Here is a 12735-nt window from a genome sequence, read left to right as displayed (position 1 = left end):
GTTTGGGGGTAAAACTGATTTCCGACGCGCCTCAGGCCGGCTCCGCTTCACGGATCGACGCTTCCCATGTGGGTAAGGGCGAGGCGGTCGCCTCCCGATATCTGCGGATGCCCTATGCCGAGAAAGGCATGCAGATCGGTCTGTTCGGCGGCTCGTTCAATCCCGCCCATGCCGGGCATGCGCTGGTGGCAGAGATCGCTCTCAGGCGCCTGGCGCTCGACCAGCTCTGGTGGATCGTCACGCCCGGCAATCCCCTGAAAAGCACGCGCGAACTGGCGCCGCTTGCCGAACGCATCAGGCTTTCGGAAAAGATTGCGCAGAACCCCCGCATCAAGGTGACTGCCTTCGAGGCAAGCCACCATATCCGCTATACGGCCGACACGCTGGCGCTGGTGCGGGCCAAGAACCCGGGCATCGACTTCGTCTGGATCATGGGAGCGGATTCGTTGCGCGATTTCCATCGCTGGCAACGCTGGCGCCAGATCGTGATGACCTTTCCGATCGCCGTCATCGACAGGCCGGGTTCGACGCTGTCCTTCCTGTCCTCGGTCGTCGCCAAGACCTTCGACTACGCCCGCGTCGACGAGGGCGATGCGCCGATCCTGGCGCGCATGAGGGCGCCGGCCTGGACCTTCATCCATGGCCCGCGTTCGCTGTTGTCTTCGACCGAGATCAGGCAGGCGGCAAAGAAATAGTCCTCCGCTTTGCCTGCGGGTTGATGACGCCCTGCGGGCGTGTCCGCGTTAACGCGAAGCGTTTGTCTTGAAAGTGCAATGCGACTCTGCCTATCTAAGTGGTGTCACCTGCGTTGCCGGTGATTTGGTTGTTCTTCTCGTGAAAGGAAAGACACTGAGAACAGCACTGCGGAAGAAGGCCGACATCGTGCCTTCGGCGGCCGGGATAGGCGGCATCGACGCCTCGGCCCGCGCCATCAAGACAGTCCTTGCCAGTCTGGAAGACTCCAAGGCCGAAAACATCGTCCCCATCGACATCCAGGGAAAATCGAGCCTCGGCGACTATATGGTCATCGCGTCGGGCCGCTCGAACCGTCATGTGACGGCGGTTGCCGACCATCTCCTCAAAGCGCTGAAGGACGCCGGCTTGGGCGACGCGCGCGTCGAGGGTCTGGCCAGCGCCGATTGGGTGCTGATCGATTCCGGCGATGTGATCGTGCATGTCTTCCGTCCAGAGGTTCGTGACTTCTACAATCTTGAAAAGATGTGGTTGGCACCCGATCTCGAGGAAGAGACCCTCCACTGAGCCGTTAGGCTCCGCGAGGCAGGGATGAAGATCATCGTACATGCCGTGGGCCGGATGAAAGCCGGCCCCGAAAGAGAATTGGCCGCTCGCTATTTCGACCGTTTTGCCAAAAGCGGAGCCGCGATCGGCCTTGAGTTTTCCGGCGTCACCGAAATCGCCGAAAGCCGCGGCCAGACGGCCAGCGAGCGCCGGCGCGAGGAAGGCCAGCGCCTGCAGACCCAGCTTCAGCCCGGCGGCGCGCTGGTGTTGCTGGATGAACGGGGTCGCACCTTTTCGTCCGAGGAATTCGCCGGCCGTCTCGGCCTGTTCCGCGACGGCGGGCGCCGGGCGCTGGTGATTGCGATCGGCGGCGCCGACGGCCACGACCAGTCGCTGCGCGATCAGGCCGATCTTGTCGTATCGTTGAGCGCGATGACCTGGCCGCACCAGCTCGTGCGGGTCATGTTGGGCGAACAGCTCTACCGCGCTGCCACGATCCTGGCCGGCCATCCCTACCATCGCTCTTAGAGCGCCGATCCGATTTTCGCCCCATTGCGGTTCGAGAAGCCCAGAAGGTGGGTGAGCGAATAATTATGGTTGATGGTTCGTTAACGAAGCCGCGAATACAGTCGGGCTTCCATGGTAGAGCGTGAAAAGTCGAGATCGGGCATCATGCGCGGTTGCTTCATTGCAGCTGCGTTCGTCATGTCGTCTTCGGCTCACGCACAAAACACCCCCGAAACGCCGCCCGACGCGGACCAGAACCGGGCGGAATATGAGCGGGTGTCCAGGGAGATCACGCTGTCGGGGGAGCGGCTTGGCAAGCTCGCCGCCGATATCGCCACGGTGAAGAAGGATTCCGCCTCGATCACCGCTGCCCTTATCCAGTCGGCCAAGACCGAGCAGAAGCTCAGCCAGGACATCGAGGAGATCGGCACCAGGCTGGGCGGCTTCAAGGACCAGGAAAAGAAGCTGCGCGAATCGCTGGTTTCGCGCCGCGACGTGCTGGCCGAGGTGCTGGGCGCGCTGCAACGCATGGGCCTCAATCCGCCGCCGGCGATTCTGGTCAAGCCGGAGGACGCGCTGTCCTCGGTGCGTAGCGCCATTCTGCTTGGCGCCGTCGTGCCGGAACTGCGGCACCGCGCCGACGTGGTGATGGCTGAACTGGCGGAACTTTCCAAGGTGATGGCTTCGATCGAGGCCGAGCGCGCGCGCCTCGCCGCCGCGGTCACGGACCAACTCGCCGAGAAGCAGCGGCTCAACCTGTTGCTGCAGACCAAGGAGAAGCTTCAGGCCGATACCGAAACGGCTCAGGCGGACGAGCAGAAGCGGGCGCGGGAACTGGCGGCGAAGGCCTCCAGCCTCAAGGATCTGATCGCCTCGCTCGACGCCGAGGCGGACAAGACACGCAAGGCCGCGGAAAAGGCAAGGCAGGATGCGACCGACAAGGCGAACGCCGATGCCGTTGCGGCTGCAACCCCGGTTCCGGAAGCCAATCGCCTGGCATCGTCGTCGCCGTTTTCTGCGATGCAGGGGCAGGTCTCCTTGCCGGTTACCGGCAAAATGCGACGCCGGTTCGGAGGCGAAGACGGCAGCGGCGGCATCATGCAAGGCGACATGGTTGCGACACAATCGGGAGCCATCGTCACCGCGCCGGCGGATGGGAGCGTTCTTTATGCGGGGCCGTTTCGCTCGTATGGCCAACTCTTGATCCTGAACGCCGGCGACGGCTATCATGTCGTGTTGGCGGGAATGAGCAAATTGAACGTAGCGGCTGGCCAGGCCGTGCTCTCGGGCGAACCGATTGGCACCATGGGCGAAGCCCGGGTGGCGAGCACGTCTGCAGCGCAGAATGGAAATGCCACGCCGGAACTCTACATCGAGTTCCGCAAGGATGGAAAACCCGTCGATCCTAACCCATGGTGGGCGGATCGATTCTCTGGAAGGACGTGAAATGATGCGGAAAGTGTCGCTCTTGTTCGCCGGCGCGCTGATGGGCGCGTCAGCCATGAGCCTGGTTTATGGCGTACCCAGCACGGCGGCGAACGCGGCGGGCTCGGAGACCTACAAGCAGCTCGCCATCTTCGGCGATATCTTCGAGCGTGTGCGCGCCCAGTATGTGACGCCCCCGGATGACAAGTCGCTGGTGGAGAACGCCATCAACGGCATGCTGTCGTCGCTCGATCCGCATTCGTCCTACATGAACGCCGACCAGGCGCAGGACATGCGCGTGCAGACCAAGGGCGAGTTCGGCGGCCTCGGCATCGAAGTGACGATGGAGAACGACCTCGTCAAGGTGATCACTCCGATCGACGACACACCGGCCGCCAAGGCCGGCGTGCTTGCCGGCGACTATATCGCCAAGATCGACGGCCAAGAGGTGCGAGGCCTGACGCTGAACGACGCGGTCGAGAAGATGCGCGGCGCGGTCAACACGCCGATCAAGCTGACGATCCTGCGCCAGGGTGCCGACAAGCCGCTCGACATCACGGTGGTGCGCGACATCATCAAGGTCAAGGCGGTGAAGTTCCGGGTCGAGAACGACGTCGGCTACATGAAGATCACCTCGTTCACCGAGAAGACCTATGATGATCTCGAGAACGCCATCGCCGAGATCAAGAAGCAGATTCCGAAGGACAAGCTGAAAGGCTATGTGCTCGACCTGCGGCTCAATCCGGGCGGTCTGCTCGATCAGGCGGTTTCGGTTTCCGACGCCTTCCTGAAGCGCGGCGAAATCGTCTCGACGCGCGGCCGCGATCCGAAGGACGTGACCCGCTTCGACGCCAAGACCAAGTCGAACGACGAGATCGACGGCAAGCCGCTGGTGGTCCTCGTCAATGGCGGTTCGGCGAGTGCCTCGGAGATCGTCGCCGGTGCCTTGCAGGATTTGAAGCGCGCCACGGTGGTGGGCACGCAGTCCTTCGGCAAGGGCTCGGTGCAGACCATCATTCCGCTTGGCGAAAATGGCGCGCTGCGCCTGACGACGGCGCTCTACTACACGCCGTCGGGCAAGTCGATCCAGGGCAAGGGCATCACGCCCGATGTCAAGGTCGATCAGCCGGTGCCGGCGGAGTTGCAGGGCCGCGACCTGACCCGTGGCGAATCGGACCTGAAGGGCCACATCAAGGGCGCCGAGGAAAGCTCGCAAGGCTCGGGCTCGGCAGCCTATGTGCCGCCGGATCCGAAGAACGACCTGCAGCTCATCTTCGCAGAGCAGCTGCTGCGTGGCGAGAAGACCGATCCGTCCTTCCCGCCGAACCCGGACAAGGCGGTGATGAACCAGTAAGGACCGGCCCGGAGCGAAGGCTTCGGGCTGTCACTGTCCGGCTGGTGCAACACGGCGCTGGCCGACCGATTGAAGCAATGCGATGCTGCCGGGACCGCAAGGTTCCGGCAGTTTGATTCGGGGCCTGTGCAGGCGCGCAGGGGTTGGCGGCTTGGCTGAATTCACCAAGGAGATCGAACGACCGCTTGGCCAATCGGCCGGGCCGCGCGCGCCGCGTGCGGCAAGCCGGTTCAGCGGCGGCCAGATCGCCGCTGTCCTGGCTGTGCTGGCGGTGGTCGGTGCTTCGGCGATGATCGCTCTTGGCGAGAAACCGTTCCGCAAGCCGGAGGTTGTCGCCACGCCCACGCCGAAACCGGACGCGCCGGCCGAGACCGGGAAGGTCGCGCAGGCAACGCCCGCCAATCCGGCCAAGCCTGCCTCGTCCCGTCCGGCCACTTCCGCCGATGGCCCCAAGATCATTCGCGTGCAGCCAGTCGAATCCGGCGGCCAGGCCGGCATCGTCATTCAGGATGCCTCCGCCGTCGGACAGAACCTGTCGGTCGCGCATCTGCCGGACAAGGCATTGATCGAAGACAGCGAGACCGGACCGTTGCCGATCCGCTCGGCCGATGGCCGGCGACCGTTCGACGCCTATGCGCGGCCATGGTCCGGGGCTCGCGGCGCCCGTGTCGCCATTGTCATCGGCGGGCTTGCCGTGTCGCAGACCGGCACGCAGTCGGCGATCGCCAAATTGCCTGGAGAAGTAACCCTGGCCTTCGCCTCGCAGGGCAACAGCATCGGCCGCTGGATGCAGGAGGCGCGCCGGCGCGGACATGAAGTCGTCATGCAGGTGCCGCTGGAGCCGTTCGACTATCCGAATGTGAATCCCGGCCGCAACACGCTGACGGTCGACGCCACGCCGGACGAGAACCTCAAAAACCTGCGCTGGGTTCTGTCGCGGACCACGAACTACACGGCGGTCATGAACTATATGGGCGCGCGTTTCGCCACCGACACCGAGGCTTTCGGCCCGATCATGGCGGAACTGGGCAAACGCGGCATCGGCTATCTCGACGACGGGTCGTCGGCGCGCAGCGTCGCGCCCGATCTTGCGCTGAAGGACGGGGTGCCGCTCGCGGTCGCCGATACCGCCATCGATGCGATACAGGACCGTGGCGCGATCCTGAAAAAACTCGACCAGCTTGAAGCGACGGCACGCTCGAAGGGTTACGCCATCGGCACCGGGTCCGCCTTCAACGTGACGATCGACGCGGTCGCGTCCTGGGTCAACGAGGCCAAGAAACGCGGCATCGAGATCGTACCGATCTCGGCCGTGGCGAACGATCCCGAGCGGAAATGAGCATGACGAAGAAGAAACCGGTCGATCCCGAAACGCTGCCCTATCGCCCCTGCGTCGGTGTGATGGTGCTGAACCCGCAAGGCCTGGTCTGGGTCGGCCATCGTATCGCCGAGCCGGACAGCGAATTCGCGGGTACCACGCAGCTCTGGCAGATGCCGCAAGGCGGTATCGACAAGGGCGAGGAGCCGCTCGCGGCCGCGAAACGCGAGATCTATGAGGAGACGGGCATGAAAAACCTCGATCTCCTCGCCGAAGCGCCAGACTGGATCAATTACGATCTGCCGCGCGACCTGGTCGGCATCGCCTTCAAAGGGCGCTATCGCGGCCAGACGCAGAGATGGTTCGCATTTCGCTTCCGTGGCGAGGAAAGCGAGATCAAGATCAATCCGCCGCCCGGCGGGCATGAGGCCGAGTTCGACGAATGGGGCTGGCGCCCGATGCAGGACCTGCCTGGCCTGATCGTGCCGTTCAAGCGCAAGGTCTATGAAGAGGTCGTTGCGGCCTTCCGGCATCTGGTGGCATAAGCGTTCAGGAAGCCAATCGTATTGCCGCACGGGGTCGAAGATGATCGATGCCGCCAGCATTGCCGGAGCCAGACCACCCGAATTGACCAAATCGACAATCCATGCGCCCGCCCAGCCCGATGAAGCGGCGGCCGGCGCTATCCTCACCATCGATCTTTCCGCCATTCGCGAAAACTACCGGCGCCTCAAGGCGCGGCTCGACGGCGTCGCCTGTGCCGGCGTCGTCAAGGCCGACGGCTATGGCCTGGGCGCGGTGGAGGTGGCGAAAGCCCTTCGCAAGGAAGACTGCGACACCTTCTTCGTCGCGCATCTTTGGGAAGGCATCGTGCTGCGCGCCGGCCTCGGGTCCGAGCCGACGATCTTCGTGCTGCACGGCCTGCTGCCCGGATCGGAGGAAGAGGCGCTCGATGCGGCGCTGATCCCCGTCATCAACAGCAGCGGGCAGCTTGCCGCGTGGCGGAAGCTGGCGCAGCGAAAAGGCCTGACATTGCTCGCTGCCGTCCAGGTGGATAGCGGCATGTCGCGGCTCGGCATGGCGCCGGTCGAGGTGGAGGCGCTTGCGGCCGACCCATCGCGTTTCGACGGCATCGATGTCAGGCTGGTGATGAGCCATCTCGCCTGTGCCGACGAGCCGGAACGCGACGCCAACGAAGCCGAGCGGCTGGAGTTCGAGCGGCTGCGCAAGATGCTGCCGCCGGCCCCGGTCTCCTTCGCCAACTCTTCCGGCATTTTCCTCGGCAAGCCCTATCATCACGATCTGGCCAGGCCGGGCGCCGCGCTCTACGGCATCAATCCGACGCCGGGGCACAAGAACCCGATGCTGCCGGTGGTGACACTGGAAGCCAAGGTGATCCAGACCCGGCAAATCGATGCAGGAACCGGCGTCGGTTATGGCCACACTTTTCACGCAACCGGCCCGCTCGCGATGGCGACGATCGCGCTCGGCTATGCCGATGGCTGGCATCGCCGCACGTCTGCCGCCGCCTTCTTCGACGGTGTCGAACTGCCCTTCATCGGCCGGGTCTCGATGGATTCGATCATCCTCGATATTTCGGCGCTGCCGGACGGACGCCTGAAGGAGGGCGATCTGGTCGAGCTGATCGGTCCGTCGCATCCGCTCGACACGGTGGCCGATATCGCCGGTACGATCGGCTACGAGGTGCTGACCAGCCTCGGCCATCGCTTCCACCGGCGCTACATCGGCGGCTGAGCGGCTTTGCCATGCTTGACAAGCCAGCCTGTGTCGGCAAGGCTCGCCGCATGAGCACCGTTGCCCATAACCGGACCTGTTTCAGGATCTGCCCCATCGCGGGAGCGTAGCCCCGGCGCGGACGCCTTTGCGCGTCCGTCCGTACCGGGGCGCATTTCAACACGACATCTGAGTTTCGAGCCGAAGGCGTGAAAGTGCGCGTCGGTTCGATTTGAGGCCGCCATGCGTGCGGTCAGCCGCGCATCGCCTCGATGCGCCCATCCAACATGAGAGGTTTACCATGCAAAGATCAATCAAGGTTCGTCCACCTGACACCATCCTGGTGACCGCGACCGACCACGGTCGCCTGACCGGACTGGCGCGGGCATCGCTCGACCGTTTGCCCGACACCGCGGAAGAACTGCTTTCCGAAATGGATCGCGCAACGGTGGCCGCCGCCGGCGCGATGCCCGACAATGTGGTGCGTATGGGCTCCACCGTCAGAGCGCGGAACGGCGACGGCGCCGAGCAACACATGACACTGGTCTATCCCGCCGAAGCCGACATCGCCGCGCAACGCATCTCGATACTCACCCCGCTCGGTACGGCGCTGATCGGCGCGCAGGTTGGCCACCGCGTGCACTGGGCGACCCGCGATGGCCGCGAAATGGCGCTCGACATCGTCGCCGTCGAGCCGCCGCCGGCGGAGCGGTTGTGATGCGGGAGATGGCCATGACAACTTGCCGCCTGACCACCAAGGATTTCGCCATACTGGAAACGCTGCTGGAGCGGAAACGCGCGCTGGGCGATCCGCTGGCCGCCGTGCTGGAAAAGAAGCTCGCCAACGCCAGCGTGGTGCTCATCGGTTCCGTCGATCCGGATGTGGTGACGATCAACAGCCGCGTCACTTTCCGCGTCGACGGCAAGGCGGCCGAGACGCGCACGGTGATCCAGAACGAGGCGCGCGGCGTTGTCGGCGGCAGCCTGTCGATGACGACGCCATGGGGCCTGTCGCTGCTTGGCATGACGGAAGGCGAAACTACCCTGGTCGAGCGGGCGGAAGGCGAAACCGAGCAGATCCGGGTGGTGAAGGTGCTGTTCCAGCCGGAAGCGGCGCTTCGTGCGAGTGTTGCCCGGCCCAGCCGACCGCGACTGCGGCTGGTCTACAGTGCCAATAGCGTTGTGCCACCTCTTGGCGCGGTTGCGGAAATGCGGCAGACAGAGGGCAAGGACGACCCGGATGGCCCAACGGCGGCGTGACAGGGCGACTAGGAGCGGGACTATGAGAATTCTGGTGCTTGGCAGCGGCGTCATCGGTGTGACGGCCGCCCATTATCTGGCGGAAGCCGGCCATGAGGTGACGGTGGTGGACCGCCAAAGCGGGCCGGCGCTGGAAACCAGCTTCGGCAATGCGGGCGAAGTGTCGCCGGGTTATTCGTCGCCCTGGGCCGGTCCCGGCGTACCGATCAAGGCGATCAAGTGGCTGCTGATGCATTTCGGGCCGCTGGTGATCCGGCCGAAGGTCGATCCGGCGATGATTTCCTGGGTGCTCAAGATGCTGCGCAACTGCACCGAGGCGCGCTACGCCGTGAACAAGGCGCGCATGGTGCCGATCGCCGAATACAGCCGCGATTGTCTCAAGGCCCTGCGCGCCGAAATCGGCATCCAGTATGACGACCGCGCCCAGGGCACCTTGCAATTGTTCCGCACCCAGAAGCAGCTCGACGGCACCGCCGGCGACATCGAGGTGCTGAAGCAGTTCGGCGTGCCTTATGAAGTGCTCGATCCGGCCGGCTGCATCGGCGCCGAGCCGGCATTGGGCAACGTCAAGGGCAAGTTCGTCGGCGGTCTGCGCCTGCCCGGTGACGAAACAGGCGACTGCAAGATGTTCACCGAACGGCTGGCCGAACATGCCGCCAAGCGCGGTGTGCGCTTCCGCTTCAACACCACGATCAAGGGCATCGCCACCGAGGGCGGCCGAATCGCCGGCGTCGATACCAGCGAGGGGCTTTTGACGGCGGACGCCTATGTCTGCGCGCTGGGCAGCTATTCGCCGATCATGCTGAAGCCGCTTGGCCTTTCGATTCCCGTCTTTCCGATCAAGGGCTATTCGATCACCGTGCCGATCAGCGACGCTGCCGGCGCACCGGAATCGACCGTCATGGACGAGACCTACAAGGTGGCGATCACCCGCCTCGGCGACCGTATCCGCGTCGGCGGCACCGCCGAGATTTCCGGCTACGATCTGGCGCTGCGGCCCGCCCGGCGGGCAACGCTGGAACATTCCGTCACCGATCTGTTCCCGCGCGGCGGCGATGTCTCGAAGGCGAGCTTCTGGTGCGGGCTCAGGCCAATGACGCCGGACGGTCCGCCGATCATCGGCAAGACCCGTTTCGACAATCTCTTCCTGTCCACCGGCCACGGCACGCTGGGCTGGACCATGGCCTGCGGCTCGGGACGGGTGCTCGCCGACGTCATTTCAGGCAAGAAGCCTGACATCGACGTCAGCGAACTCAATATGTCGCGCTACGCCTGAGGCGTGCGCCGAAGCAGTTTCGGCGCACCGCCCCTCCGTCGCTATTTCTTCAGCGAACGCGGCTGCTCTTCCGACTGATACATCGAGATCTGGTGGCCGTCCGGGTCGGCGATTTCGGCCGACCATCCCCCGGGGGCGTGGCTCACTGGCGTGACGATGGTGGCGCCTTTGGCTGCCAGTCCGGCGACGACGTCGTCGATGCCGCCTTCGGCGATTTCGAAGACGATGATCGGCGAATTGCCGGGTCGCGATTCCTTCTGGAAGAAGATCAGCTCGATGCCGTTGGCGGTCTGCGCCGTCAGCCAATCGTGGCCGTCGCCGTCGTCGCCCATGTTCTGGACTTCGAGGCCGAGAACGTCGCGATAGAACGCTTCGGTGCGGCCGATGTCGGAAACGAAATAGCAGATGGTGCCAAGTTTTCTGTTGCGAAACACGGGATGTCTACTCCTGGTTTGAGGGTTTGCGTTCGCACTGTTGCCGCGCCATCCCGATTTGTGAGGGAAGGCTCACCAAAAAAAGATGACCGTCGGGATCGTGGCTGGCGAGCAGCACGCCATCGCGGCGCGCCGGCCCGAGCAGCGCGCGGCGGATGCGGCCGAAATGAAGCGTGCCGTCGAGACCGGATAATTCTTCGAGCTGATTTCCACCGGCGTCGCGCCAGCGCCGCCTGATCTCGGCGATGCGCTGCCGCAAGGCAGGGTCCGACAGGCGCAGCAGCCAGGCGATTTCCTGCCGTGTATGGCCGGTGAGCGCCAGGAGCGCGGTGGTTTTGAGCGCCGAGGGCAGTGCGACGACGAAAGCCCTCGGCATGTCCTCGCGCGCGACCGATGCCATGGGCTCGGCCTGCCAGCGGGTTTCGCGATGGCGCCGGCGGACGGCGGCGCGGGCATCGAATGCCGCGCGCTTGCGCAGCGCGCCTTGCAGCCATTTGCGGTTGTCGGGGCAGGAAAGATCGGCACGACCGGCTTCGATCGCCGAAAGCAGCACCGTCTGCAGGAGATCCTCCGCCTCGTCAGGCCGTCGCGCAGCGCGGCGGGCCTGGCGCAGCAATTCGACATAGGGTCGTGACAACACTTTGTTTCCCCAAGCACGAAATGTGCGGCCAAGCTAAAGAAACAGGGGGCGGTCTTCTTCGACAAGCCCTTGAGGAAAGAAATCATCCTTTTATTTCAATTGACTATCCGATCGCGCATTAAATTTCCCGGCAATTCTTTCCACACCCTTCCTGGCCTGCGGCATCCTTGCGCCTGAAAGCCGTCCTCAACGGGAACCTGGTGCGCACCGGGTATCAGGGAGGACGTCGGTGCCGGACTGGCAGCGCTAACGGTGGCGTTGTCTGGTGACGAGCCCTAAGTCCGGGCCCTGGAAAAACCCGGCCGCCGCGAATGGCGGCTTTGAGGCCCGAAGTCTGCCGTCGCGAATGACGTGCGAGGTCGGTCCGGGGCAAGAACACCGGCGGGGCGCCCGGAAGGCGCCAGCATTAGAATAGTGTGAGGCACCGACCCGGCGCCCCGCTTCCCGACTTCTCCCGCAACGGGAGTGTTCTTTGACAATGGCCAGGGCGGATTTTCCGCAGCGTGGCGATGAAGAAGTGTGGCTTACAAAAACAGGGCGCGGTCCTTTTCAACGAGCCCGGCAATGAAGGCGGCGACGACCTGAATGCGCCGCAGCTGGCGGACACTTTCATGATAGACCAGCCAGTAGGCGCGGCGGATCGGGGTGGCTGCTTCCACGGGGACCAGTTCCGGCATTGAGCGGGCGACGAAAGTATGCAGGATGCCGACGCCAGCACCGGACCGTACCGCCTCCGCCTGGCCGAGCGCCGAGGAGATGGCGAAAGTGGAATGCCAGTCCGGACTGAACTCGGCCGCGTAGTCGAGCGACTGGCTGACGATGAGGTCAGGCACATAGCCGATCAACGGATGTTGCTGCAGTTCGGCCTTGCTCGCCGGCAGGCCGTGCTTTTCGGCATAGGCGCGCGAGGCATAGAGGCCGAGCGTGTAATCGACCAGCTTGCCGGCAACCAGTCGCCCCTCGGTCGGCCGTTCGACGGTGATCGCGATGTCGGCCTCTCGGCGCGACAGCGAGAAGGAGCGCGGCACCGGCACGAGTTGGATCGTGAGTTCGCGATGCAGTGCGGTCAGCGCGCCAAGCCGCGGCGCGAGATAGGCGACGCCGAAGCCGTCGGGCGCGCCGATGCGCACGGTGCCGGAAATGTCGTCGCCTTCGCCGGCCACCGTCGAGCGCGCGGCGATCATCTCCGCTTCCATGCGCTCGGCAATGTCGAGGAAGCGTTCTCCGGCCGGCGTCAGCTCGGAACCGGTGGTAAGCCGGCGAAACAGTTTGGTCCGCAAGGCCTCTTCGAGCGCGGCGATGCGCCGCGAGACCGTGGCATGGTTCAACTCGAGGCGTTTTGCGGCGCCCAGGATCTGGCCCGAGCGGGCCACGGCCAGGAAGATACGCACGTCATCCCAATTCATGATGCCTCCGGGCGGGTGGGCTTGCCTGTATTCCGGACGAAACGAACCATCGGCATCTTTGCGCTGTTTGATGCTTCTGTCCAGTTCGGTATTTAATCCTTGCACAACGGCTGCGATTTCCCTCGCGTTGCGTTCCGATCCT

Annotated in this window: 14 protein-coding genes; 11 read left to right on the top strand and 3 right to left on the bottom strand. The window is 64.4% G+C overall.

Annotation, left to right across the window (positions count from 1 at the left end; translation table 11 throughout):
• Positions 1-107 precede the first annotated feature (107 nt).
• The 11 genes from AB4136_RS00800 to AB4136_RS00750 all read left to right on the top strand — a co-directional run bounded on the left by AB4136_RS00800 (position 108) and on the right by AB4136_RS00750 (position 10113).
• Entirely contained in the window at positions 108-695 is a 588-nt protein-coding gene (locus tag AB4136_RS00800) for a nicotinate-nucleotide adenylyltransferase (RefSeq protein ID WP_024923002.1), read from the top strand.
• 187 nt (positions 696-882) lie between these two features.
• Positions 883-1260: a ribosome silencing factor gene (gene rsfS, locus AB4136_RS00795; RefSeq protein ID WP_024923001.1), complete on the top strand. Its 378-nt coding sequence runs from the start codon at positions 883-885 to the stop codon at positions 1258-1260.
• Positions 1261-1284: 24 nt separating this feature from the next.
• Positions 1285-1767: a 23S rRNA (pseudouridine(1915)-N(3))-methyltransferase RlmH gene (gene rlmH, locus AB4136_RS00790; protein ID WP_024923000.1), complete on the top strand. Its 483-nt coding sequence runs from the start codon at positions 1285-1287 to the stop codon at positions 1765-1767.
• 111 nt (positions 1768-1878) lie between these two features.
• The gene (locus AB4136_RS00785) at positions 1879-3192 is read left to right on the top strand and encodes a murein hydrolase activator EnvC family protein (RefSeq protein ID WP_137900868.1); all 1314 of its coding nucleotides are present in this window, start codon (positions 1879-1881) and stop codon (positions 3190-3192) included.
• Position 3193: 1 nt separating this feature from the next.
• The gene (locus tag AB4136_RS00780) at positions 3194-4525 is read left to right on the top strand and encodes a S41 family peptidase (RefSeq protein ID WP_024922998.1); all 1332 of its coding nucleotides are present in this window, start codon (positions 3194-3196) and stop codon (positions 4523-4525) included.
• Between the two features lie 151 nt (positions 4526-4676).
• On the top strand, positions 4677-5864 hold the full coding sequence (locus AB4136_RS00775; RefSeq protein ID WP_137900869.1) for a divergent polysaccharide deacetylase family protein: 1188 nt from the start codon (positions 4677-4679) through the stop codon (positions 5862-5864).
• Positions 5865-5866: 2 nt separating this feature from the next.
• Positions 5867-6388, top strand: coding sequence for an RNA pyrophosphohydrolase (locus AB4136_RS00770; RefSeq protein ID WP_137900870.1), 522 nt, complete (start codon positions 5867-5869; stop codon positions 6386-6388).
• A gap of 40 nt (positions 6389-6428) precedes the next feature.
• Positions 6429-7598 carry an alanine racemase gene (alr, locus tag AB4136_RS00765; RefSeq protein WP_137900871.1) on the top strand — a complete coding sequence of 390 codons (1170 nt, stop codon included), beginning with the start codon at positions 6429-6431 and terminating at the stop codon, positions 7596-7598.
• A gap of 280 nt (positions 7599-7878) precedes the next feature.
• Positions 7879-8295, top strand: a complete 417-nt coding sequence (rnk, locus tag AB4136_RS00760; RefSeq protein ID WP_024922994.1) for a nucleoside diphosphate kinase regulator — start codon at positions 7879-7881, stop codon at positions 8293-8295.
• A gap of 14 nt (positions 8296-8309) precedes the next feature.
• Positions 8310-8837, top strand: a complete 528-nt coding sequence (locus AB4136_RS00755; protein ID WP_244431196.1) for a GreA/GreB family elongation factor — start codon at positions 8310-8312, stop codon at positions 8835-8837.
• Positions 8838-8859: 22 nt separating this feature from the next.
• Positions 8860-10113, top strand: a complete 1254-nt coding sequence (locus tag AB4136_RS00750; RefSeq protein ID WP_024922992.1) for a D-amino acid dehydrogenase — start codon at positions 8860-8862, stop codon at positions 10111-10113.
• Between the two features lie 41 nt (positions 10114-10154).
• On the opposite strand, the gene AB4136_RS00745 is transcribed toward AB4136_RS00750, so the two are convergent.
• The 3 genes from AB4136_RS00745 to AB4136_RS00735 form a co-directional block, all read right to left on the bottom strand.
• Positions 10155-10547 carry a VOC family protein gene (locus tag AB4136_RS00745; RefSeq protein ID WP_024922991.1) on the bottom strand — a complete coding sequence of 131 codons (393 nt, stop codon included), beginning with the start codon at positions 10545-10547 and terminating at the stop codon, positions 10155-10157.
• Between the two features lie 7 nt (positions 10548-10554).
• Positions 10555-11187 carry a hypothetical protein gene (locus tag AB4136_RS00740; protein WP_036254053.1) on the bottom strand — a complete coding sequence of 211 codons (633 nt, stop codon included), beginning with the start codon at positions 11185-11187 and terminating at the stop codon, positions 10555-10557.
• 524 nt (positions 11188-11711) lie between these two features.
• Positions 11712-12593, bottom strand: a complete 882-nt coding sequence (locus tag AB4136_RS00735) for a LysR family transcriptional regulator (protein WP_024922989.1) — start codon at positions 12591-12593, stop codon at positions 11712-11714.
• Positions 12594-12735: the final 142 nt, after the last annotated feature.

Source organism: Mesorhizobium sp. 2RAF21 (assembly GCF_052115345.1).
In the GTDB taxonomy this organism is placed as follows: Bacteria; Pseudomonadota; Alphaproteobacteria; order Rhizobiales; family Rhizobiaceae; genus Mesorhizobium; species Mesorhizobium terrae.
Note: the sequence above shows the minus strand (reverse complement) of the source record. Positions and strands in the feature narration are given on the sequence as shown.

Excerpts from the sequence above, each read along its gene's own strand:
- AB4136_RS00800 (WP_024923002.1), top strand. The coding sequence starts at position 108 with ATGCCCTATGCCGAGAAAGGCATGCAGATCGGTCTGTTCGGCGGCTCG.
- rlmH (WP_024923000.1), top strand. The coding sequence starts at position 1,285 with ATGAAGATCATCGTACATGCCGTGGGCCGGATGAAAGCCGGCCCCGAA.
- AB4136_RS00785 (WP_137900868.1), top strand. The coding sequence starts at position 1,879 with ATGGTAGAGCGTGAAAAGTCGAGATCGGGCATCATGCGCGGTTGCTTC.
- AB4136_RS00780 (WP_024922998.1), top strand. The coding sequence starts at position 3,194 with ATGATGCGGAAAGTGTCGCTCTTGTTCGCCGGCGCGCTGATGGGCGCG.
- AB4136_RS00770 (WP_137900870.1), top strand. The coding sequence starts at position 5,867 with ATGACGAAGAAGAAACCGGTCGATCCCGAAACGCTGCCCTATCGCCCC.
- alr (WP_137900871.1), top strand. The coding sequence starts at position 6,429 with ATGATCGATGCCGCCAGCATTGCCGGAGCCAGACCACCCGAATTGACC.
- rnk (WP_024922994.1), top strand. The coding sequence starts at position 7,879 with ATGCAAAGATCAATCAAGGTTCGTCCACCTGACACCATCCTGGTGACC.
- AB4136_RS00755 (WP_244431196.1), top strand. The coding sequence starts at position 8,310 with ATGACAACTTGCCGCCTGACCACCAAGGATTTCGCCATACTGGAAACG.
- AB4136_RS00750 (WP_024922992.1), top strand. The coding sequence starts at position 8,860 with ATGAGAATTCTGGTGCTTGGCAGCGGCGTCATCGGTGTGACGGCCGCC.
- AB4136_RS00735 (WP_024922989.1), bottom strand. The coding sequence starts at position 12,593 with ATGAATTGGGATGACGTGCGTATCTTCCTGGCCGTGGCCCGCTCGGGC.